Origin of the sequence: Neobacillus sp. WH10, assembly GCF_030123405.1 — a bacterium.
In the GTDB taxonomy this organism is placed as follows: Bacteria; Bacillota; Bacilli; order Bacillales; family Cytobacillaceae; genus Neobacillus.
On the sequence record NZ_CP126110.1, the window covers coordinates 3,951,508 to 3,971,565 of the forward strand.

Below are 20,058 nucleotides of genomic sequence, written 5' to 3' on the forward strand. Positions count from 1 at the left end.
CTTGTGTGTCCTAACTAATCACGTACCAGTAAAGCCAAATTATAATTCGATTCTATGAAGCGAATTGTTAATTGACGGTTAACGTCATTGCCTAAACGATCGTAAATGCCATACATTTCTTCTTTTGTGAAGTTGGTACCCAATAAATGATTGAAGCTTCTTAGCACTCTTGGTGACCAGTACTTACTCAAACCTTTCGCAATCGGTCTTGAAACCCAAGCGAACATTTTACATTTGAAATCTAATGCCGTGCTTACATCATCTAAACGAAAATAAACATTATTTCTAGGTTCTAAAATAATCTCATTACTATGGTTAATGAAAGACTTAGGAAACACCTGTAATGCATGATTAATTATGCTCTTTAGCGCAATTTCTTCGTTCAAAGCATTTAAATTTGCAACCTGTTCCATCTTTCTTCCTCCCCTATTTAGACCTCATAACCCGATATGCAACAGCTAAGGCATCTCCCATAGCATAGGCTTCTGGAATTTTATAAATGTACTTGTTGTAAAGCTCTTTATCTACGAAGTAAATGGACCTCATAATTTCATCTCTACCAGTGAGATGCTTTCCGAATAACTTATCGCAATAATCCTTATACGCTTCTGGATGGTTAAAACCTAGCAGTTCCCAAACCTTCATAATATGAGTTCGATGCTGACTAGCTGTATAAGTACTAATCACCATCATGCCGAACGCTCTATTATGTTGAATTATTTTTGTTAGATCAGCTTTAAACTCTTTTCTGATAGCTTTATATTTATTTTTTAATTGGCTCATTTCTTCACCCTTTCAGTTAAGGAAACACAATACAAATTTTGTTTACTCTATCAGCCCAAACAGGCCGCCTTCCCTATAATCAATCTTTCCGTCCTTCGCCAATTGGACAATCGCAAATATGATTTCATCTGGATCATCCCTGTCAAAGTAGGCAGCCATTTGTTTAGGGTGTTTTCCTTCGTTCCATAAAATTGCTAATTTATTTAAGTCTGACTTTTCCCAGAAAAAATTCATTTCTTCGCAAACGATTTTTAGGTTCCGCCATTTCATTAATCGGATCACCTACTTTGATTTTAAAAATCTGTACCATGATTCGCCTATTATTGGTACTTAACATCTGACATACTAAGACTAGGAATTAAACAGCTCGCTTTCCTCGTACCGAATTCTAGCTGTTTTCCCATTTGCCGTTTCGATAATGGTATAACCATGTTCCACAGCTTGACACATCTTTGCTTTTCCTTGAATCCCATCCAGGACAACAATTATGACTTTGCCTGGTTCTAATTGTTGTTGGACGGACATATTATTAATATCGATTTCTATTTCTTGTGATCTTTTTGCCAAATTGAACACCTCTTTATGTTATAATTAAGGTATTCAGTAATAATTTCTTTTTTTGCCGGGCGTTGCTGCGCCTGGCAATTTTTTTATTTATCTGTGTAATGAATAATCAATTTCCCTTGACCTTTGCTTACTTCTGCAATTTTCGGATAGTCTGATTCCCATCGTCGTTTCCATTCACTTAACGCGTTTGGATCTTCGTTTTGGCAGAGTTTGTGTAGTTGATAAAGTGGCATTGTTCGAAACTCTTTTTTGCTCATCTACGTATTCCTCCCTAATGACCTTACGCTGCCATGCCAATTGTTCTTTATCCATTTTTCCTCCTGTTCTGAGGCCATCTCCAATCTGCTGCTCTATGAGGTTTTCTAGGACTCTGTTTTTTGGTTTGATTTTTATATTTCTCTAACTCTTCTGGAGTTAAGCGATAAACATGAACCGGAGCTACCAAGTGCTTTTCCCTCTTTTCGTTAAAAAATAAATCATGCTCTTGTTCACACTTTGATGAACAATATAAAACATCATCAGACAAGACTTGAAAATTTAATCCGCAGCAGGAACATTGGCTCACCACTGATGTACCCTCCTATCTAACTCTTGCAATGCTCTGTTACGATACTTCTTGCAATATCTCGCTAAATAATTCAGTTGGCATAAAGTTAGATTTTTCATAGCTTTACCTGCTGAATAGGTTTACTAGCTTTCTCAGTACGCATACTTTTGTAAAGATCCTCTAATTCAACTAGTGGTAATTCGTAAAGTTGGCGACCATCTTCACACTTTGTATATCCGAGATTAATTAAGTCTCTAATAATACGACTTTTTCTCTTTTCGACTGCTTTTCTAAGTTGTGCTATTGCTATTCTCCTCCATTTCGAAATATTTCAAGTCTTTCTTGAATGCGTTGTTTTTTTATCTCAATTTCATTATCCTGGTCAAACTCTTTAAGCATTTCATCAATTTCCTGCTTTTTTGCTTCGAGTTCTTCAGGTGATTTTTGCTGTTCCTGCTGTTTATCTTGGTATGGGTTTTCATTTGTCCACCAATCCGGAAGAATTTCCGTTCGTAAAGGTTTAAAGCCTTTTGGTTTGTCTCTCGATTTGGTAAATTCTAAATCTAATGCTTGTACATCTTTTAAGCTATTAATATTTCGATTTGCCCAGTTTTTAAGGATGCCCTCAGCATATTTCCATTTTTTTTGTTGAGCTAATGCTCTTTTCATGGCTTCAATCACTAGTTCTTCAGTTAAATCTTGAACCCATTTAGAAATGCATTCTCCAATAAAAGGATTGAGGACACCAAAATTTTTCTGATAAAAATCAACAGCTGACATCGAACTTTGCTCTTCTTGTTCTTGTTGTTTTTCTTCTTCTTTTTCTTTTTCTTCTTCTTGTTGTTGTTCTTTTTCTTGTCCACTTATCGTTGACGTATCGCTACACGTTACGTAGTACGATTCGTAAATTTTTTTAATTTCGGCTCTTTCTACACGTTCACCAACCGTCTTAATCAAGGAAATATCCTTAACCATTTTTAATTCTGAAGAGACGCAATCCAATATAGGTTTGCCACCACGATTGAAGTTATATCTACCCCAGTTTTTAATAGCAAGTTCTCTTGTTTCTTGATTGTAGACAACAATCTTGTGGTGATTGATAAACCTTTCTAGCAAGGCGTTTACACTTTCAATTGAGTACCCCATATCAAAAGCAATTTGCTTTTTTGTAATTTGATAAATACCTATTTGTGTTGTATTTGAATTTGTTAATAGATAAAGGAAGAAGAATTTATCTTCTGGCGTCATTTCTTCCACAACTTTTGGATCATCCCAAAATTCTGTATGAATCATTCTAAATTTTGCCATTCCTTTTCCCCCTTTCTTCAACCTCGTCTACCCGATCACAGACGGCGAAAGATCCTTCTACTTGAATGAACTGATAATTTGGGTAGCGTAATAAATAATTGTGAACGATAAACAAAAAATTACGTTCGGTCCAGTTGGTTTTTTCTTTTACAATTCTGTGAGGCAATAGGACTCGACAACGAGTAACTTTTTGCATTGCCACTAATCCCCTATGAAAATATGAACATGTTGTTTTTTGCTTTGAGGTAGTTCATCACGAATCCCCTCAGCCTTGTCTATGCACTCAGAAACGCTGTCAGCAGACACAAATGCCGTGTGAATGGTTTGGTAATTGCCGTTAATTCTTAATGCGAAATCTACTTCAAAAAACATAAAACCACCCTTCTCATTTATTGGTGCGCACCGTAATGGCCAAGAACATAAAGGTGGGGAGAAACTGTTCCTGGACATTACGGCAAGAACCAATCTTGCCGCATTGACAAAACAATGCTAAAATAATGTTAGATTTCAAACATGCAGTAAGTAGGTGACCGCCTAGCTTGCTGCTTTTTCTTTTTTTAAAGATAGCTTGCGAAACATTACTGACTTTGCTTGAATCTCTTGTTGAAGAAGAATATTCTTGTTCTCCTTCATAACTTTGCACAACGACTTAACTTCACTGGCTTTCATTAAACGGCTTGCTGTAAGAATAAATTTCAAGTGGATCTCTCCTTTCACGACTCGAATTTTCTTTAACCTGGAATTTTAAGTAATTTAGACATCATGGAAACAAACATTTTGTTCTGTGAAAACTCGTGGATGAAAGGAAATCTTTCATGCTCTACATTGCAACCAAGCAGTGTGATGTAGGTATCATGATGATCAAAAGCTACGAATATCGTTTCAACCATTTCCCCTTTCTGTGGGCCCCATCTATGAACTTCTTTTTCACGATAAACCACAATATTACGAAAACTGTCTTTATCTTTTTCGAATTTTTCTTTTACCATTTCGATAAACTTGTCATAATGATTGGTCATTTGAGAAAGTTTGTCGAAATCGATTTCAAATTTAGGAAGATACTTTGAGCCCGTTTTTGTAACGATCCCTTTTACTTTTTCATAGTTTTGATTCCACATTTTCCTATCCTCCTAGCCCATATATTTCTTGAATAATGCAGGGTGCTTATTTTCAATTAGCTCAAACATCCGTTTTTTATAGGCCATTAAGCGCTCTTGACGGAATGTATACTTTGCAGGAAGCTTCTTTGCCGGATGATGTGATCCTCTTTCTGCAATCTTGCGTGTGTAATAGGCAATCCGGTGTGTAATATCCTTTTTCATTGATACCCATCCCCTTTCACTTATTAAATTTTCTTATTTTAAGAGATACATTCCATGCTCTGAAAATATCTTTCATTGAGAATTTGTACTCTCGACAAATACATGCAACAAGATTAATCATCGATGCAGCAGAATCAAGTAATTCAATTAATACTTGTTTCATTTGTTCGCGCTCATCATCTGTTTTTGAACGAGCTGGCTTGGACCAACAGGTTATCTCTAATTGCTCAAGTGCTTCATCTGTTTCTTTTTTTACTAGAAAAGCCAAACTTGCCGGATGTTGATCAATATTATCTCCGTTAAAAAAAGGAATGCTTACAAACCCGGTTGTCTCTTGCCAAGATTGAAAATATAACTCCGGATCATCAACCCCTTGAATAACATGAGGATAAATTTCCTTTGGCATTTTTCTTGTCCCATTTTCATATTTAGCAACAGATTCACGGCTGTAATTGATTTTTTGTGACAAATCATCTTGTGTCATATCTTGGCGCTTTCTTGCTATAGATATTGACTTGCCAAATGACATTATGCGTTCACCCCTTTGTACCAAATGTTCCCTTTAATTGTGACTAGAAAATATTTATATTTATTAATAAATAGTCAATACTAAGCATCTACCATATTATTTCTATTTAGTTCTTTAACAACTTCCCAAGCAGCTTTATAAAACTCATTGACTTTTGTCTGTTTTTCTTCTGCTGTCATTGGAGGAGGGGCAACAACGTGAATAACGGTATTTCCAATATGATATGTGGCCGCGTATTTCTCATTTTGATCATTCTTAGAAGTCACATTACCAACACCTTTCTTGTGTGTTGGTATATGAGTATGCGACCTTTCTTGCTGGACAAACTCTTTAATTAACGACATTATTTACACCCACCTAACTTACTCGAATTGCGTAACGGCTTACAAAAAAAATCTCATCCAAATTTTTTTGATATAGATCTGCAAGTTTTTTAGCACATTCTGCATCCAAAGTTCTTTCTCCTCTTTCGACACTTGCTAGAAAACTTGTCGATAATCCAGTTACTTTACACGCTTGTTCAAATCCAATTCCAGCTTCTAAACGAGCTAATCTTAATTTACTTGGTTTTTTCAATTTGCGTCCTCCTTTACTCGTTTTGCGTAATTTATACTTTTATATTAATACTCAATTTGCGTAATGTCAATTCGTTTTGCGTAATTTTAAAAATTAATTTTTTATTACTCGATTTGTGTAGTAAAATAAAATTTAGCCTAAAAATTCACCTTATTTAAAATCATTATTATCCGTATTAATTTCAATATTTATAAGAGGTGATTAATTTGAGTGATACAAAAAAAATATTTGGAGAAAGATTACGAAAGCTTCGAAGAGATAGAGGAATGGAAGTTAAAGATTTAGCTTTTAAGTTATCCTTAGCTCCTACTACAATATATGGTTACGAAAATGGATCAAGAGGACCTGACGTTGATATATTAAAAGTAATTGCTGATTTTTTTAATGTTACTACAGATTACTTATTAGGTCGTTCAAACCATCCAAAATTAACTGAAATTGAGGACGGGCAATTGGATAAAGAAACACGAGAATTAATGGAGACTGTTGAAAGTCTTCCAATTGATTTAAGAAAACAGTTTTGGCAGAACGCTAAGCTAATGAAAAAACACTTAGAAAATAAATAAACCCATAGGTTGCCTAATATCGGTAAAACCTATGGGTTTTATGTATTTATTCCTTTCCATACTCTAAAATAATTCGAATTAATTCTAATAATGTACACTCTTCATTCCTCATTTCCGTCTCTTCTTTTAACATAAATAATAGTTCTTTAGTTTCCTCGGTACTCATCTTCGACTCCTCCAAGCTGTAATAAATTATGTTAATTATACCAAAATGGGAACGTTTGTTCTATCATTAATTATATAATTTTCTCTCAACCATTCATATCACATTTTCTTCAAAAAATATCGGTTTGAATATTCTATAATGGTTATCACCTCTCCTCCATTGCCCGTCCATTATTAAAAACTACGCTAAATTCATAAGTTATAAGGGATGATTTTATCAATTTTTTCTGAACTTTTATTCACATTAGCTTTAATATCTGTTTTCCATTTCGTATAATGGATGTGAGGTGAATGTTAAATGTCAAAAACGGCATTGTATTTACGTAAATCAAGGGCTGATATTGAGGCTGAAGCACGTGGCGAAGGGGAAACTTTAGCCAAACACAAAAAAGCTCTCTTAAAGGTCGCTAAAGACCTTAATTTAAATATTATTAATGTTTATGAAGAAATTGTATCTGGTGAAAGCTTAATGCACCGCTCGGAAATGCTTAAACTATTGCAGGATGTTGAAATGAAAAAATTTGATGCTGTTTTATGCATGGATATTGATCGTTTAGGTCGTGGAGGAATGAAAGAGCAAGGATTGATACTAGAAACATTTAAAGAGGCTAAAACGAAGATTATTACTCCTAGAAAGACTTATGACCTTAATGACGAATGGGATGAAGAATACAGCGAATTTGAAGCGTTTATGGCTCGTAAAGAATTGAAGATAATAACTAGACGTATGCAAGGAGGCCGTGTTCGGTCTGTGGAATCAGGTAATTATATCGGAACAAATCCTCCTTATGGTTATATAATTAAAGAAATTAAAGATGGTAGAACATTAGAAGCTCATCCAGAACAATCAGAGGCCGTTAAGTTAATTTTTGAACTATATACTCATGATGATCCAAGTATTAGAGTTGGAGCTGCGCAAATAGCAAATAAATTAAATGCTATGAATTTTAAAACGGCGACAGGAAAACAATGGGCCAACTGGGGAGTGCTTAATATTCTTAAAAACCCGGTATATTGTGGAAAAGTTGTCTGGAAAAAGAAAGAAATAAAAAAATCTAAGGATCCCTCCAAAAAAAAAGTTGCTAGGACGCGTGATCAAAGTGAATGGATTATCGCTAATGGAAAACATGAGGCAATAATTAGTGATGATTTATTTCAGAAGGCGCAGGAAGTTTTAAAAACTCGATACCATGTCCCTTACCAGGTTAATAATAAAATCACCAATCCATTAGCTGGATTAATTGAATGTGGAAAATGTGGAAGGAAGATGATATATCGTCCGTACACAAAACAAAAGCCTCATCTTAAGTGCTATAACAACCCTAGATGCGATTGTAAGGCAACCAATTTCGAACTAGTTGAACAAAGACTTATTGAGTTCTTAAAAGGTTGGCTCCAAGCTTATAAAGATGGCCTAGAATCAAATAAACAAGAAAGTGATGAAAGAGTAAATATTATTGATATGAGCAAAGTAATTATTAAAAAACTTGAAAAAGAAATATCGGAAACGGAAGAACAAATTAACAACCTTATGGATTTATTAGAAAGGAAATTATATGATGAAAAAACTTATTTAAAACGATCTAATGTATTATCAAAACGTTTAGATGAATTACAATTAGAATATGATAAAGCAAAAAATCAAATGAATAAAAGTAAACAAGAAATAAAAGCGCAGGAGATTATCATACCTAAATTTGAAAATGTAATCGATCTTTATCAAAAATCGGAGGATCCTGGTATAAAAAATAGCCTAATAAAAAGCGTCCTAGATAAAGCTGTTTATACTAAAGAAAAGTGGCAAATTAAAGATGACTTTAAACTTGTTGTTTATCCTAAGTTTGAGTAAGTGCCTAAAAACGTTGGTATATCAACCTTTGCAGATGACAGATAACATGTTAGTGGTAATGAAATTTCATTAATTGATGTCCTGAAATCAGAATCTGAAGATGTCATTGATACGATACAGTTAAACATGGAGCTTGAGAAAATCAAAAAATATATCGAAGTGCTCGATAATCGAGAAAAGGAAGTTATCATTGGCCGATTTGGTCTTGATTTGCAAAAGGAAAAAACACAGCGAGAGATTGCTAAAGAATTAGGTATCTCAAGAAGTTATGTCTCACGAATTGAAAAGCGTGCGCTGATGAAAATGTTCCATGAATTTTATCGGGCTGAGAAGGAACGAAAGAAAAAGAATTAGCAATGGAAAATAAAAACTCGCCAATAAGCGAGTTTTTATTTTCGATCCAAAAGTTTTTTCCAATTTTGACCACCATCGATCGATTCATATACATCATTCTTATAGGTGGTAAAGGCGATTTGGTTATTGTTTTTTGGATTAACTGCCAAATAGGTAATCGGATTATCATAATCAAGGAAAGGAGACGCTATGACGGTTTGTTCACCAGTTACAGGATTTAGTGACTTTAAGAGAATTTTCTCGTTTTCGACACTAGAAAATAAAATGGAATCCCCGCTAAATGTAAGAGCAGTTACCATAAATGGATCTGTTAGCGGCTTCATCGTATTTCCATAATCATTGGAAAAATAAATCCCTGATCTAGTAGCCATCACCATTGTTTCACCATTTTTCGGGTGAACTGCCATCATTCCATACGAATCAGCGGAAAAATCCTTTAAAGCACTTTCTTTCCAAGTGTTACCGTTATCAGTAGAATAGTTTACACCTAAACTTAGCTCATCGTTTTGTTTCTCATTTATCACATAAATACTATTCCCTGAAAAGCTCGCTGCTGTGAAATGAAAATTTGCTTTACCATAAAAGGCTAATTTGTTCAGTGTTTCCCCTTTATCAACACTTTTTACCAATCCAAGTGGATCCCTCAAGTCCGTTCCTTTTTCTGGATGTCCGCTCGCGATAAAACCTGTTTCTACCGCTTGAAAGCCAATATAGTCATGCTGATTAGCTGTTGTTTCAAACCAAGTTGCATCCCTGTACATCTTTAAGCCATCATTTGCAGCTACATATAGGGCATTGTCATTCCCCGGATAGCCAATCCCGCGTATATTTTTCAATGTAACCTTTTTTGACTCGGCAATTTCAAACTTCTTTACTGTTTGAGCCCTATTTTCCTGCTTATTCTTCTTTGGTTCCTGACTCATGTTACTGCAGCCAGCAGCAACAAGTAATACTCCCATAAGTAGGGCAAAAATAACTTTTATTTGAATCTTCATTTTTCCCTCCTGAAAATCTTCATATTAAACTATGAGTTATTCGTTTATGAATACTTATCCATCCACTTATACTCCAGTCCCCATACAGTTGTCAAATAATTGGCCATATTAAAACAGAATATATGATTCTCACTCTATTCACCTTTTTCAGTATTTTTTTACAGTATTTCATGGACATACACTTTTGCCTATACAGTTAAAAATGAGGGCTCATAAGCTAATTTAAAAGGCTGAAGGGGGGAATGTTGATGCCTTATGGATATCCTTCATCTTATGGTTACCCAGCGCCCTATCCTGCTAGCTGTGCTCCATATGGCCTTAGCGCTGGTATATGGATTGCAATCATTATCGTTCTCTTTATTCTATTGTTTATCTTTGGGGCTTGGTGGTGGTACACCTGTTTTTGTTAAGAGGTGATGATGGCTTATGCACATTTGCATGAGCCATTTTTCTTGCGATAGGTATAAAATATAGAATTTTTTGAAAAGTAGACATATAATAGTTAGGTACATATATAAAGGGGGTACTTAGAATGACAGCCACTACATATTCAGAAGTTTGGAATCTCGATGTCTTTTTTAAAGGAGGCAGCGATTCCTCTGAATTACAGGAACACTTAATTCAAACCGAAGATCAAATTAAACATTTCGAAACAAGAGTAAACAACTGGACACCGATTAATTCACTTGAGGATTCCAATTACTTGCAAGAATTACTTGGGGATTTAGAAGGAGCCGCAAAAAAACTGATTCAGGCTGGAGCCTTCGTTGGATGTTTACTTGCACAAAATACTGAGGATAAAAAAGCATATTCGCTAGATGCCAAAATAACAAGCTTAAATGCAACTTTCCAAACAGCACTCAGTTCATTAGACAACCTGTTGACATCAATTGATGATGTTGTATGGCAGCAGCTTGTAAGCGCTGAACCTATAAAGGAGCTCGCCTTTGTGTTAACGGAAAGCCGTGAAAAAGCGAAGGAAAAGCTGTCAAAAGAAGAAGAGGCCTTAATCAGCGCTCTTGAAGTAGATGGATATCACAGCTGGGGACAACTATATGACTTAATTGTTAGTAAAATCAAAGTCTCTTTTAACGAGCATAGTGAGGAGAAACAGCTTTCTGTCGGTCAAGCCTACAACAAATTCTCCAGCACTGATCGCGAAGTTCGCTCAGCAGTCTTTAAAAATTGGGAAAAGTCATGGGGGGAACAGGCAGATTTCCTCGCGAAAACATTAAACCATCTCTCCGGGTTCCGTTTGAATGTGTATAAAAAGAGAGGCTGGGTAGATGTCTTGAAGGAATCGCTCAGCATTAACCGGATGAAAAAAGAAACACTGGAAACGATGTGGGCAGTCATTTCGGAAAATAAACAGAAGCTTGTTCAATACTTAGAGCGTAAAGCAAAGCTCTTAGGTCTTGAAAAGTTGAGCTGGTTTGATTTAGATGCACCATATGGCAAAACAGAAACAAAGGTTTCTTATCAAGAAGGGGCCGAATTTATAGAACGGAATTTTGCTATTTTTGGTGAGAAAATGGCTGCTTTTGCGAAGAAGGCATTCGAGGAGCAATGGATTGAGGCTGAGGATCGTCCTGGAAAAGCACCTGGCGGTTTCTGTACCGATTTACCTGAGAGTGAACAATCCCGCATTTTTATGACATACTCTGGGACACCATCAAATGTATCTACACTGGCACATGAACTTGGTCATGCGTTTCATTCTTTTGCAATGAGAGATATCCCGTTTCTTAATTGTAATTATGCAATGAACGTGGCTGAAACTGCTTCTACCTTTGCGGAAATGATTGTTGCTGATGCATCAGTGAAAGACGCAAAGGATGAAGAAGAAAAACTTGCTCTTTTAGATGACAAAATCCAAAGAACAGTCGCCCTTCTAATGAATATTCATGCCCGATTCTTGTTTGAAACACGTTTTTATGAGGAAAGAAAACAAGGAACGGTATCGGTAGAAAAATTGAATGAGTTGATGCTTGAAGCACAGAAGGAAGCATATTGTGATGCTTTAGAGGAATATCATCCATTATTCTGGGCATCAAAGTTGCATTTCTTCATAACCGGGGTTCCATTCTATAACTTCCCGTACACTTTTGGCTACTTGTTCTCTCTCGGCATATATGCTGAGGCACTTGAGGAAGGGAAAGGGTATGAAGAAAAATATATTGCCCTCTTAAGAGACACTGCATCCATGACAGTAGAGGAACTTGCCCGGAAACATCTTCAAGTAGACCTTACACAGAAAGACTTCTGGGAAAAAGCTGTTCGCATCTGTCTTGAAGATATTGACGAGTTCTTAGAGCTTACAAAATAAATAATATAAAAAAGCATCGGACTATTAATTAGCCGATGCTTTTTTCCCTTTAACGGGTAATAAAACTCACACTGATTGAAGTTCACTTTATTCTACACTAATTTCGGCTGAGATTACGCAGCCAATCGCCCCAGTAATAATTAATGCCATCACAACCATGAACATATTCTCCACCCCTTAGATAGATCATGCTTTTCTTTCCTTTAATTTATCATGTTTTCACAGTAACTATCTTAGGGAAAAGTGAACATTTTGTTAACAAAGCATCAATAATATTAGAACACTAATTATCATTTAGATTCTTTTTTCCTTGGTTTAAATATAAGCGACAAAAATAATATATGCAGCGGCATTTTCGTTACCTCCTATAATAATGTTCGGCTAGGTGGTATCCTTCATATCCCATAAGCTAGCCCCTCGTCCTTGCATTAGAAAAAACATCATTCTAAAAACCACCTTTCTTCACATTGAATTTTTTTACTGCTTACATAACCCGGTACATGGATGCTTGACGATCCTTATTTTTTTCATAAAGCTTTTCAACCATTTCTTGATGAACAGCTTCATTAAGACTGATTTTACGCTTATTAATGGAAATCGTTAAAAAGAAAATATTAAGAGTCATTTTGATTCACTTCCTTTTATAAAGGATTTTTAAACGAAATGATGCATGGATATTTGGCGGTCCTTGTTTTGATTGTAAAGCTTTTCAACCATTTCCTGGTTTACCGCTTCTTCAAGACTTACTTCTCGTTTTTTAAAGGTAATTGAGAAAAATAAGATATTTAAAGTCATTCTGATTCACTTCCTTTTTTAATAACTGGTTTACATGAATTGGTGCATGGATATTTGGCGGTCTTTGTATTGATCATAAAGTTTTTCAACCATTTCCTGGTTTACTGCTTCTTCAAGACTTACTTCACGTTTTTTAAAGGTAATTGAGAAAAATAAGATATTTAAGGTCATTCTGATTCACTTCCTTTTTTAATAACTGGTTTACATGAATTGGTGCATGGATATTTGGCGGTCTTTGTTTTGATCATAAAGCTTTTCAACCATTTCCTGGTTTACCGCTTCTTCAAGACTTACTTCACGTTTTTTAAAGGTGATTGAGAAAAATAAGATATTTAAAGTTATTCTGATTCACTTCCTTTATTAATAAATGTTTTACATGAATTGATGCATGGAAATTTGGCGGTCTTTGTATTGATCATAAAGTTTTTCAACCATTTCCTGGTTTACCGCTTCTTCAATACTTATGTTTCTTTTTTTAATTGTAATTGAGAAGAATAAAATATTTAGGGTCATTCATACCACCTCCTTAAAAAAGATTATTTAGTCATTTGGTTCAGCAACATTTCTAATTTATGCAAGATATATCCAAATTGCGCGAAAAAAGGGCACAAAAAGGCCGCAAGAAGAAAAGAGTCCCCCTGCGGCCAGCATTTTTTAGACACAAAAATACCGCAAGGCGTCATTCTCCCTGCGGCATGGATATGTATTGTAACAAATTGTTAAGCAACCCATTCCAATCTGGTCGAATGCGTGATATTCAAATATACAGTTTTCATGCCAGTGCCAGCTGCAATTGCCCATAACATCATTTTCTTCGACCTCCTTTGGAATTTTTTACTTACTACGGTAATTATATCCACGCATATGTACTTTGTAAACCTTTTTGAATAAATTTTCAAAAAAATAATTAAAAAGCCTTAAAGATTGGCGGTTTATTTGCGAAACCATATATAAAAGAGGTTTGACCCAATGGTCAAACCTCTCTTTACTTATTCTAATGCCTGGGTGAGATCCTCAATTAGATCTTCAATATCTTCTAGTCCGACTGAGATACGTACTAAGCCGTCTGTGATGCCAAGTTCTGCTCTTCGCTCTGTTGGAATAGAGGCATGGGTCATTCTTGCTGGAACGGAGATTAAGCTTTCTACAGCTCCAAGACTTTCAGCTAATGTAAAATATTTCACCTTGCTGAGTAATTGGTCTGCATTTTCTGCACTGCCAACATCAAATGAAACCATACCGCCAAAACCTCTTGACTGGTTCTTAGCAATGTCATGATTTGGATGTGTTTCTATGCCAGGATAGAATACTTTTTTAACCTTCGAATGACCTTGTAAAAACTCAACTATTGCTTTCGTATTCGCTTCGGTTTCCTCCATCCGTATCCCCAATGTTTTGATCCCCCTAATTAACAGCCATGAATCCTGAGGCCCCAAAACACCGCCAGTAGAGTTTTGCACAAAGTGAAGATCTTCTGCGAGCTTTTCACTATTTACAACCACTAATCCAGCCACTACATCGCTATGGCCGCCAATGTATTTCGTTGCACTATGCAGAACAATATCAGCGCCAAGCTCCAGTGGATTTTGCCAATATGGAGTCGAGAATGTATTATCAACAATTGTTAATAGCCCATGTTCTTTTGCAAGCTGTGCAGCAGCTTCGATATCTGTAACCTTTAAAAGTGGATTTGTCGGTGTTTCTAAATAAACAGCCCGGGTGTTTGGTTTAATTTCACTTTTAATTTTCTCTAAATCACTAGTATCAACAAATGTTGAATCAATTCCGAAACGATTCAAAACCTTAGTCATAACACGGAATGTTCCACCGTAAACATCATCCGTTAAGATGACGTGATCACCGCTGTTAAATAGCATTATGACAGCCGTAATTGCCGCCATCCCAGAGCCAAAAGCAAATCCTGCTTTACCGCCTTCGATATCTTTTATCAGCTCTTCAAGTGCATGTCTCGTAGGATTTCCAGTACGGGAATATTCAAATCCTTTATGCCCGCCGACACCCTCCTGTTTATAAGTACTAACTTGATAAATCGGGAATGAGACAGCACCGGTTGCTGGATCTTCACTGATGCCGCCATGAATCAATTTCGTCTTTCTTCTCACCCTAAATCCCCCCTTCAAAGATCTTTTTGCTTAAATATCGTTCACTACCGTCTGGAAAAATAACCACGATGTTCGTATCTGCCTCTGCTGTTTCAGCCTCTTTTAGAGCTGCATAAAAGGCTGCACCGGAAGAGCTGCCCACAAGCAGTCCCTCTTTTGCGGCCAACTCTTTAACAAAGGAAAAGGCATCATCATCAGCAACGGTATGAATGGCATCAAAATAGGCGGGTTCCATAAATGGAGGCAAGAATTCCATGCCAATACCCTCCGTTTTATGCGGGCCGGATTGACCACCATTCAATATTGACCCTTCTGGCTCGACAATGACCGTTTTTATTTGATTCTGTTGTTCTTTCAAATAACGAGCAGTTCCCATAAACGTACCTCCAGAACCTGCTCCAGCAATAAAAACATTAATTTTACCATCGAGTTGATCCCAGAGCTCAGGCCCTAATGTTTTATAATAAGTAGCAGGATTGGCAGGATTGGCAAATTGCTGAGGACAATAGGAATTAGGAATTTCTTTAAGCAGCTCCTCTGCTTTAGCAATCGCCCCCATAATGCCTTGCTCTGTTGGAGTATGAACGATTTTAGCACCAAGTGCTTTCATGATTGCCTGCTTTTCCATACTGAATTTTTCAGGCACACAAAAAATAACTTGAATCCCTTTATTAATCGCAGCAAGTGCTAAACCAATTCCAGTATTTCCGGCAGTCGGCTCAATAACCGTTCCACCCTCTCTAAGTTTCCCGCTCGAAAACGCCTCACTTAACAGCTCTATTCCAAGTCGGTCTTTGACACTTCCCCCAGGGTTCAGGAACTCAAGTTTGGCAAATATTCGAACCCCTTCCGGCAAAGGAAATTGGGTAATTTCCACGATTGGTGTGTGCCCAATTAGCTCATGAACATTTTTGTAGACCTGCATCTCTCCACCCCTGTAAACCTATCGTATAGCTGCCACCATTTTCATCACCAATGTAGCCGAATTAGTCGCTGCCTTATCAATAAATTGATCAAACGAAATTTCTGATTCTTTTCCGGCGATATCCGACAGAGAACGGATAATTACAAAAGGTACAGCGAAGCGATGAGCCACTTGTGCAATCGCAGCAGCCTCCATTTCAACCGCCTGTAAAGCCTCAAATTTTGACCGTACAAAATCGACACGTACCGGATCTTCCATAAAAGAATCACCCGTCACAATTAAGCCCTTCACAATTTGGAAATTTTCTAATTCTTTTGCAGCTGTTTCTGCGACAGAAATTAATTTTTCATCAGCTAAAAACGCTGCCGGAAGCTGGGGAACCTGACCATATTCATAACCAAATGCGGTTACATCGACATCATGATGGCGGACTTCCGTTGAGATAACAGCATCCCCTACATTAAGTGAAGGATTAAAGCCTCCTGCTGAACCGGTATTGATAATACAATCAGGCTTATATTTTTCAAGCAGGATGGTTGTTGACATAGCCGCATTTACCTTCCCAATCCCCGACCGCAGCAGGATGACATCTGCACCGTGCATCTTTCCAAATGTAAATTCACAACCTGCGACTGTTTCTTGTGTTTGTTCCTCAATATTGTCTCGTAGTAAAGTTACTTCTTCTTCCATTGCTCCGATGATGGCGATTTTCATTGATTAACCTCTTTCTTATTGTTTTACACCTTCCATTAACCAGACAAAATCGTTTATCCTTGTGAACGTGGCGCTAAAACTATTTTTTTCTAAAATAGATTTTAAAAACGGAATCGTTGTATAATATTCAGTTTCCAGATCTTTTGCCAGGTTATGAAAGCCGTCATTTTTTGCTTTTACGATCGCATTATAATGATCTTCCTCGGATTCATACATCGTATCCGCAAACACTATTCTACCATCTTTTGAGAGGAGCTTGCCATAGTGAGTAACAGCTTCTGCTTTTTCGTTATCGGTAAGATGATGGAAGGCATACGAACTGACAAATGTATCAATTTTCTTCACTTCTGGAAAATGAAGAAAATCACCATCGAGAATTACCGCATTACCAGCAAGTTTTTGCTCAGCAATTTTCCTCATTGATGGTGATGGCTCTACTCCAGTCACCCTAAGCCCTACAGCCAATAGCTTTTGTGTCAGGTTCCCCGTACCGACACCAAATTCCACTACATGACCAATTGAACGAGCAGCAACAGCATCTAAAATTTGTTCATAATGTGAAAAAACTTCTTTATATTCTAAATCATGACCAACGACTGTATCATCATATGAATCTGCCCATTGCTCAAAAATTTCAAGAAACTCTCTCCCCATATTTTCCACTCTCCAAAATAGCATATAATTCCTATGAGTATACTATGAATTGAGTTGAAATTATGTTATCATACTTCTCACATTTATTCAAATGCATTGCCAGTATGGTAAGAAATAACTAAAATGGATGTATAGAAAGGATGATCTAAGTGAATTTTCAGTTTGATTTGATTGAGGATAAAATTGAATTTTTCGAGGCCAATAATCTTAAAACATTGCAAAAAAAGATTGAATCACAGGTTGATGAGAATAGAGCAATCCTACTTGGGGTCCAATCCGTATCCCACCAAATGCATGTGAACGAAAATGGACAAACATACTTTACGGCGGTTGTTCATTTTAAAAAGAAATAGGATGGTGCCCCTTATTGGCCCATCCTTTTTCCTTTATTTCTCAAGTTCAGCTAGTTCTTCGACCTTTGTCGGTATCCAGCCTTCACCATCAACCCATTTAATAAAAACTCTATATTTTTGTTGTTTATCATTAGAGTATACTGTACCGGTTGATGCATTGGAGGTAGACTTATCACTACCTAGCCAATAAACCTTCATATTACTCTGGTCAAGTCCTGTTGCATAGGAGATGGCATTCAGCATTTCATCCCAATCAACACCACTATAAGTTGGCGTGTGTTCTCCTGATTGGGTGGTACCAACAGGCTTCCAACTCGGATTCTGGATTGTTTTAAGAACATTCGAAGAACTGCCCCCGTCTGAAACTACCGCCTGTGATTCATCTGCCTTTTCAGGAGTGGAGGCTTCCTCACTTTCTTGATCATCTTCTTTTGCATTGTCAGTAGAACGATCATCCTTATCGACCTTTTTATCCACTTTGGCCTTTTTCTCTTTAGTTGCTGTTTCTTTTTGAGTTGTTTCTTTTTGTTCTGTTTTTGGTTCTTGTTTCTTCGGTGCTGCTTTATCATCACTGCCTGAGGCAAAAATATTATAAGCAACAAAAATAATCAATAGCAGGACAATGACGATTAAACTATTTAAAACGATATTCGTTTTTTTTCTTTTCGCACGATATCCTGAACGCGAATTAGAATTGAAATCATTACTCAAATTTATCCCTCCGTATAAATAAGGCTCTCAATATTTTAACATGATTTAAAGAGAACTTGAAGGGAAAACCATTTTACTCCTCATTGCTATGATTTTTTTCATACAACATTTTTACCATATCAGCAAATAACAAATTAACCCCACCCTCCGAATCCACCACATCCAAATTCGCGGCTACAAGGACGTATTTTGGATTTTGATAGGGGAAATAACCAGCAAACCATTTATTATGCAGTTGCTTCCCATCTTCATATTTTCCTGTTTCGGCAGTCCCTGATTTACCTGCCACCTCATACGGCAAGTCTTTAAACCACCTTCCCGTACCATTAGGGTTTAATACCACTTCCCGAAGCAGCTTTTGCAGCTTCATCGCAGTGTAAGGAGAAATGGTATCTCCTTTTATACTTTGTTCAGGAAAATCAACCATCGTTGTTCCGTTTTTATACTCAATTTTTGAAACAGCTCTTACTGCCTCTTTTTTACCGCCTCTAGCAATCGTTGCCATCATATTGGCTACAGCTATAGGGGTGACTCGGACTTCATGCTGGCCAATTCCAGACATTGCAGCAAAGTTAGCATCTTTTCTTGCCTCATCAGACAAAAAGACCCTGCCTTTATCTTCATCTGCAAATTGTTTGAAGTCACTTGTATGATAAACATCCCCCTTCCATCCTACAGAGCCAGTAAGTGATAATTTAGCCGCATAATCTTCAAGAATATGAGGATTTGTCTTTTGTAGTTCCTTTGCCAGCTCTCCAAATGTACGATTACAGCTTCTGGAAAAGCTAGTCACAAAATCCAACATTCCATAATTGTACTTAAGTTCCGGTTTGCCATTAATTTTTTTACTGCAGTCAAAAAAGCGGGTTGGGTCATCAAAATTTTCGTCGATTGCGGCTGCAGCAACAACAGTTTTAAATACGGAGCCGACAATCTGCTGCTTCACCATCATATTTGTAATCCCCCCGCCGCTATAGGGGTCCTTTTTATTAATCGATGGCCGTGATACCATCGCGAGCACACTATTGTCCTCAATATCGAGAAGAACCAGGCCGCCTTTTTTTATTTGATACCGTTCAACAAGACCCTCTGCTTTCTGCTGGAGGTTTTTATCAAGGGTTGTCCGCACATTTACAGGATAAAATGGATTTGCGGGATCAACATATTTAACATCGATCCCGAACAGTGGTCCTCCAGAGCCATCTACGTGGTATACAAGCTTTGATTTCCCTTCAGGGAGAAGGAATTCATCAAAACTTTCCTCAAGCCCTGATACACCAAGCAAGGTCTTCTCCGATAGGTCCTTGTTTGGATAACGGTTCTTTAATTCCTTTGGATTTTCGCCTGTTAGGCCAATTAACTGTTCCGCTGGTACTTCAGAGCGTTCAAACTTCTTTTCAATTGCAAAAACTCCAGGAATTTTTAAGCCATTAATTCTCTCCATTTGGGACGAAGTCAGTTCAACTGGCTGCGGATCACCGAAGGCAAAGGGCTTTTTAGCCCCTTCTACAGCGATTTTCAGCACATCTTCCGAGATTCCAGAAATCTCAGAAACCTTTTTAGCCTCCCAATCCATCTTTTTTAAAAATGGAAAAAGGACTAGAACAGCAACCTTTTTGTGCGTCAGCATGACCCCATTTCGGTCAAGGAAATTGCCTCTGCCATTATCAATCACCAGCTCCTGTGTTCTTTGTTTGACACTTTCCTCAAGTAAATTTACATTATGTTTCGAAAATGTCTTTGTCTCGATCAGTTGAATTTGCATTAAGCGCACTAGAAGCAACACCAAACTTGTTATACAAATGAAAAGCCATCCAAGTGCCCGTCTTCTCCACATAAAAAACACCTCGTCAAAAGTTTTGACGAGGTTTCTAAATTTCAAACAATTATCTTAAA

31 protein-coding genes and 1 pseudogene are annotated in these 20,058 nt (G+C 36.9%); 5 read left to right on the forward strand and 27 right to left on the reverse strand.

The window, feature by feature from the left end:
- Positions 1 to 14 precede the first annotated feature (14 nt).
- From QNH20_RS19300 to QNH20_RS19370, 15 genes are all read right to left on the reverse strand, one after another.
- Complete coding sequence (locus QNH20_RS19300; RefSeq protein WP_349632684.1) at positions 15 to 413, reverse strand: hypothetical protein; 399 nt, start codon at positions 411 to 413, stop codon at positions 15 to 17.
- Positions 414 to 426: 13 nt separating this feature from the next.
- Positions 427 to 783, reverse strand: coding sequence for a hypothetical protein (locus QNH20_RS19305; protein ID WP_283919593.1), 357 nt, complete (start codon positions 781 to 783; stop codon positions 427 to 429).
- A 42-nt stretch (positions 784 to 825) separates the two neighbouring features.
- Complete coding sequence (locus tag QNH20_RS19310) at positions 826 to 1,053, reverse strand: hypothetical protein (RefSeq protein ID WP_283919594.1); 228 nt, start codon at positions 1,051 to 1,053, stop codon at positions 826 to 828.
- Between the two features lie 81 nt (positions 1,054 to 1,134).
- Positions 1,135 to 1,350: an XtrA/YqaO family protein gene (locus QNH20_RS19315; protein ID WP_283919595.1), complete on the reverse strand. Its 216-nt coding sequence runs from the start codon at positions 1,348 to 1,350 to the stop codon at positions 1,135 to 1,137.
- 83 nt (positions 1,351 to 1,433) lie between these two features.
- The gene (locus tag QNH20_RS19320) at positions 1,434 to 1,607 is read right to left on the reverse strand and encodes a hypothetical protein (protein WP_283919596.1); all 174 of its coding nucleotides are present in this window, start codon (positions 1,605 to 1,607) and stop codon (positions 1,434 to 1,436) included.
- Positions 1,608 to 1,654: 47 nt separating this feature from the next.
- Positions 1,655 to 1,918, reverse strand: a complete 264-nt coding sequence (locus tag QNH20_RS19325) for a hypothetical protein (RefSeq protein WP_283919597.1) — start codon at positions 1,916 to 1,918, stop codon at positions 1,655 to 1,657.
- 94 nt (positions 1,919 to 2,012) lie between these two features.
- Positions 2,013 to 2,225, reverse strand: coding sequence for a Fur-regulated basic protein FbpA (gene fbpA / locus QNH20_RS19330; RefSeq protein ID WP_349632721.1), 213 nt, complete (start codon positions 2,223 to 2,225; stop codon positions 2,013 to 2,015).
- On the reverse strand, positions 2,204 to 3,205 hold the full coding sequence (locus tag QNH20_RS19335) for a DnaD domain-containing protein (RefSeq protein WP_283919598.1): 1,002 nt from the start codon (positions 3,203 to 3,205) through the stop codon (positions 2,204 to 2,206). The genes fbpA and QNH20_RS19335 overlap by 22 nt, the downstream gene beginning before the upstream one ends.
- A 201-nt stretch (positions 3,206 to 3,406) precedes the next feature.
- Positions 3,407 to 3,577, reverse strand: a complete 171-nt coding sequence (locus tag QNH20_RS19340; RefSeq protein WP_283919599.1) for a hypothetical protein — start codon at positions 3,575 to 3,577, stop codon at positions 3,407 to 3,409.
- A 162-nt stretch (positions 3,578 to 3,739) separates the two neighbouring features.
- Positions 3,740 to 3,904: a hypothetical protein gene (locus tag QNH20_RS19345; RefSeq protein WP_283919600.1), complete on the reverse strand. Its 165-nt coding sequence runs from the start codon at positions 3,902 to 3,904 to the stop codon at positions 3,740 to 3,742.
- Positions 3,905 to 3,936: 32 nt separating this feature from the next.
- Positions 3,937 to 4,323 carry a hypothetical protein gene (locus QNH20_RS19350; protein ID WP_283919601.1) on the reverse strand — a complete coding sequence of 129 codons (387 nt, stop codon included), beginning with the start codon at positions 4,321 to 4,323 and terminating at the stop codon, positions 3,937 to 3,939.
- 12 nt (positions 4,324 to 4,335) lie between these two features.
- Entirely contained in the window at positions 4,336 to 4,527 is a 192-nt protein-coding gene (locus QNH20_RS19355; protein WP_283919602.1) for a hypothetical protein, read from the reverse strand.
- 16 nt (positions 4,528 to 4,543) lie between these two features.
- On the reverse strand, positions 4,544 to 5,056 hold the full coding sequence (locus QNH20_RS19360; RefSeq protein ID WP_283919603.1) for a helix-turn-helix transcriptional regulator: 513 nt from the start codon (positions 5,054 to 5,056) through the stop codon (positions 4,544 to 4,546).
- Positions 5,057 to 5,136: 80 nt separating this feature from the next.
- The gene (locus tag QNH20_RS19365; RefSeq protein WP_283919604.1) at positions 5,137 to 5,400 is read right to left on the reverse strand and encodes a hypothetical protein; all 264 of its coding nucleotides are present in this window, start codon (positions 5,398 to 5,400) and stop codon (positions 5,137 to 5,139) included.
- A gap of 13 nt (positions 5,401 to 5,413) precedes the next feature.
- Complete coding sequence (locus QNH20_RS19370) at positions 5,414 to 5,632, reverse strand: helix-turn-helix transcriptional regulator (protein WP_283919605.1); 219 nt, start codon at positions 5,630 to 5,632, stop codon at positions 5,414 to 5,416.
- A gap of 206 nt (positions 5,633 to 5,838) precedes the next feature.
- Here QNH20_RS19370 and QNH20_RS19375 point away from each other — a divergent pair, with 206 nt between their 5' ends.
- From QNH20_RS19375 to QNH20_RS19385, 3 genes and pseudogenes are all read left to right on the forward strand, one after another.
- Positions 5,839 to 6,198, forward strand: a complete 360-nt coding sequence (locus QNH20_RS19375) for a helix-turn-helix domain-containing protein (RefSeq protein ID WP_283919606.1) — start codon at positions 5,839 to 5,841, stop codon at positions 6,196 to 6,198.
- A gap of 463 nt (positions 6,199 to 6,661) precedes the next feature.
- The gene (locus QNH20_RS19380) at positions 6,662 to 8,212 is read left to right on the forward strand and encodes a recombinase family protein (protein ID WP_283919607.1); all 1,551 of its coding nucleotides are present in this window, start codon (positions 6,662 to 6,664) and stop codon (positions 8,210 to 8,212) included.
- 54 nt (positions 8,213 to 8,266) lie between these two features.
- Positions 8,267 to 8,566: pseudogene (locus QNH20_RS19385) on the forward strand (sigma-70 family RNA polymerase sigma factor); the annotation flags it as partial.
- 35 nt (positions 8,567 to 8,601) lie between these two features.
- On the opposite strand, the gene QNH20_RS19390 reads toward QNH20_RS19385, so the two are convergent.
- On the reverse strand, positions 8,602 to 9,561 hold the full coding sequence (locus tag QNH20_RS19390) for a F510_1955 family glycosylhydrolase (protein ID WP_283919608.1): 960 nt from the start codon (positions 9,559 to 9,561) through the stop codon (positions 8,602 to 8,604).
- 532 nt (positions 9,562 to 10,093) lie between these two features.
- Between QNH20_RS19390 and QNH20_RS19395 the strand changes: the two genes are divergently transcribed.
- Positions 10,094 to 11,887, forward strand: coding sequence for a M3 family oligoendopeptidase (locus QNH20_RS19395; protein ID WP_283919609.1), 1,794 nt, complete (start codon positions 10,094 to 10,096; stop codon positions 11,885 to 11,887).
- A 484-nt stretch (positions 11,888 to 12,371) separates the two neighbouring features.
- Here the strand turns inward: QNH20_RS19395 and QNH20_RS19400 are convergent, their stop codons facing one another.
- From QNH20_RS19400 to QNH20_RS19440, 9 genes are all read right to left on the reverse strand, one after another.
- The gene (locus QNH20_RS19400; protein WP_283919610.1) at positions 12,372 to 12,512 is read right to left on the reverse strand and encodes a YrzI family small protein; all 141 of its coding nucleotides are present in this window, start codon (positions 12,510 to 12,512) and stop codon (positions 12,372 to 12,374) included.
- 29 nt (positions 12,513 to 12,541) lie between these two features.
- Positions 12,542 to 12,682: a YrzI family small protein gene (locus QNH20_RS19405; protein WP_283919611.1), complete on the reverse strand. Its 141-nt coding sequence runs from the start codon at positions 12,680 to 12,682 to the stop codon at positions 12,542 to 12,544.
- Positions 12,683 to 12,712: 30 nt separating this feature from the next.
- Complete coding sequence (locus tag QNH20_RS19410) at positions 12,713 to 12,853, reverse strand: YrzI family small protein (RefSeq protein ID WP_283919612.1); 141 nt, start codon at positions 12,851 to 12,853, stop codon at positions 12,713 to 12,715.
- 30 nt (positions 12,854 to 12,883) lie between these two features.
- On the reverse strand, positions 12,884 to 13,030 hold the full coding sequence (locus QNH20_RS19415) for a YrzI family small protein (protein ID WP_349632722.1): 147 nt from the start codon (positions 13,028 to 13,030) through the stop codon (positions 12,884 to 12,886).
- 24 nt (positions 13,031 to 13,054) lie between these two features.
- Entirely contained in the window at positions 13,055 to 13,195 is a 141-nt protein-coding gene (locus QNH20_RS19420) for a YrzI family small protein (RefSeq protein ID WP_283919613.1), read from the reverse strand.
- A gap of 476 nt (positions 13,196 to 13,671) precedes the next feature.
- The gene (locus QNH20_RS19425; RefSeq protein ID WP_283919614.1) at positions 13,672 to 14,805 is read right to left on the reverse strand and encodes a bifunctional cystathionine gamma-lyase/homocysteine desulfhydrase; all 1,134 of its coding nucleotides are present in this window, start codon (positions 14,803 to 14,805) and stop codon (positions 13,672 to 13,674) included.
- A 1-nt stretch (position 14,806) separates the two neighbouring features.
- Positions 14,807 to 15,730 (reverse strand): PLP-dependent cysteine synthase family protein, encoded by a 924-nt coding sequence (locus tag QNH20_RS19430; protein ID WP_283919615.1) that lies wholly within the window; start codon positions 15,728 to 15,730, stop codon positions 14,807 to 14,809.
- Positions 15,731 to 15,748: 18 nt separating this feature from the next.
- Entirely contained in the window at positions 15,749 to 16,444 is a 696-nt protein-coding gene (gene mtnN, locus QNH20_RS19435; protein WP_283919616.1) for a 5'-methylthioadenosine/S-adenosylhomocysteine nucleosidase, read from the reverse strand.
- 15 nt (positions 16,445 to 16,459) lie between these two features.
- Positions 16,460 to 17,098, reverse strand: a complete 639-nt coding sequence (locus QNH20_RS19440; protein ID WP_283919617.1) for a class I SAM-dependent DNA methyltransferase — start codon at positions 17,096 to 17,098, stop codon at positions 16,460 to 16,462.
- A 149-nt stretch (positions 17,099 to 17,247) separates the two neighbouring features.
- Here QNH20_RS19440 and QNH20_RS19445 point away from each other — a divergent pair, with 149 nt between their 5' ends.
- A complete protein-coding gene (locus QNH20_RS19445; RefSeq protein ID WP_283919618.1) occupies positions 17,248 to 17,451 on the forward strand; it encodes a DUF2536 family protein in 204 nt (67 codons plus the stop codon).
- Between the two features lie 33 nt (positions 17,452 to 17,484).
- Here QNH20_RS19445 and QNH20_RS19450 read toward each other — a convergent pair whose 3' ends face one another.
- Together QNH20_RS19450 and QNH20_RS19455 are read right to left on the reverse strand one after the other, a co-directional pair.
- Positions 17,485 to 18,162: a YrrS family protein gene (locus QNH20_RS19450; RefSeq protein ID WP_283919619.1), complete on the reverse strand. Its 678-nt coding sequence runs from the start codon at positions 18,160 to 18,162 to the stop codon at positions 17,485 to 17,487.
- 73 nt (positions 18,163 to 18,235) lie between these two features.
- On the reverse strand, positions 18,236 to 19,999 hold the full coding sequence (locus QNH20_RS19455) for a peptidoglycan D,D-transpeptidase FtsI family protein (protein ID WP_283919620.1): 1,764 nt from the start codon (positions 19,997 to 19,999) through the stop codon (positions 18,236 to 18,238).
- Positions 20,000 to 20,058 lie beyond the last annotated feature (59 nt).

What these genes read in the sequence shown, in the direction of transcription:
- QNH20_RS19300 (WP_349632684.1), bottom strand. Translation starts at nt 413, where the DNA reads ATGGAACAGGTTGCAAATTTAAATGCTTTGAACGAAGAAATTGCGCTA.
- QNH20_RS19305 (WP_283919593.1), bottom strand. Translation starts at nt 783, where the DNA reads ATGAGCCAATTAAAAAATAAATATAAAGCTATCAGAAAAGAGTTTAAA.
- QNH20_RS19310 (WP_283919594.1), bottom strand. Translation starts at nt 1,053, where the DNA reads ATGAAATGGCGGAACCTAAAAATCGTTTGCGAAGAAATGAATTTTTTC.
- QNH20_RS19320 (WP_283919596.1), bottom strand. Translation starts at nt 1,607, where the DNA reads ATGAGCAAAAAAGAGTTTCGAACAATGCCACTTTATCAACTACACAAA.
- QNH20_RS19335 (WP_283919598.1), bottom strand. Translation starts at nt 3,205, where the DNA reads ATGGCAAAATTTAGAATGATTCATACAGAATTTTGGGATGATCCAAAA.
- QNH20_RS19340 (WP_283919599.1), bottom strand. Translation starts at nt 3,577, where the DNA reads ATGTTTTTTGAAGTAGATTTCGCATTAAGAATTAACGGCAATTACCAA.
- QNH20_RS19350 (WP_283919601.1), bottom strand. Translation starts at nt 4,323, where the DNA reads ATGTGGAATCAAAACTATGAAAAAGTAAAAGGGATCGTTACAAAAACG.
- QNH20_RS19355 (WP_283919602.1), bottom strand. Translation starts at nt 4,527, where the DNA reads ATGAAAAAGGATATTACACACCGGATTGCCTATTACACACGCAAGATT.
- QNH20_RS19360 (WP_283919603.1), bottom strand. Translation starts at nt 5,056, where the DNA reads ATGTCATTTGGCAAGTCAATATCTATAGCAAGAAAGCGCCAAGATATG.
- QNH20_RS19365 (WP_283919604.1), bottom strand. Translation starts at nt 5,400, where the DNA reads ATGTCGTTAATTAAAGAGTTTGTCCAGCAAGAAAGGTCGCATACTCAT.
- QNH20_RS19380 (WP_283919607.1), top strand. Translation starts at nt 6,662, where the DNA reads ATGTCAAAAACGGCATTGTATTTACGTAAATCAAGGGCTGATATTGAG.
- QNH20_RS19390 (WP_283919608.1), bottom strand. Translation starts at nt 9,561, where the DNA reads ATGAAGATTCAAATAAAAGTTATTTTTGCCCTACTTATGGGAGTATTA.
- QNH20_RS19395 (WP_283919609.1), top strand. Translation starts at nt 10,094, where the DNA reads ATGACAGCCACTACATATTCAGAAGTTTGGAATCTCGATGTCTTTTTT.
- QNH20_RS19400 (WP_283919610.1), bottom strand. Translation starts at nt 12,512, where the DNA reads ATGACTCTTAATATTTTCTTTTTAACGATTTCCATTAATAAGCGTAAA.
- QNH20_RS19405 (WP_283919611.1), bottom strand. Translation starts at nt 12,682, where the DNA reads ATGACTTTAAATATCTTATTTTTCTCAATTACCTTTAAAAAACGAGAA.
- QNH20_RS19410 (WP_283919612.1), bottom strand. Translation starts at nt 12,853, where the DNA reads ATGACCTTAAATATCTTATTTTTCTCAATTACCTTTAAAAAACGTGAA.
- QNH20_RS19420 (WP_283919613.1), bottom strand. Translation starts at nt 13,195, where the DNA reads ATGACCCTAAATATTTTATTCTTCTCAATTACAATTAAAAAAAGAAAC.
- QNH20_RS19430 (WP_283919615.1), bottom strand. Translation starts at nt 15,730, where the DNA reads ATGCAGGTCTACAAAAATGTTCATGAGCTAATTGGGCACACACCAATC.
- mtnN (WP_283919616.1), bottom strand. Translation starts at nt 16,444, where the DNA reads ATGAAAATCGCCATCATCGGAGCAATGGAAGAAGAAGTAACTTTACTA.
- QNH20_RS19440 (WP_283919617.1), bottom strand. Translation starts at nt 17,098, where the DNA reads ATGGGGAGAGAGTTTCTTGAAATTTTTGAGCAATGGGCAGATTCATAT.
- QNH20_RS19455 (WP_283919620.1), bottom strand. Translation starts at nt 19,999, where the DNA reads ATGTGGAGAAGACGGGCACTTGGATGGCTTTTCATTTGTATAACAAGT.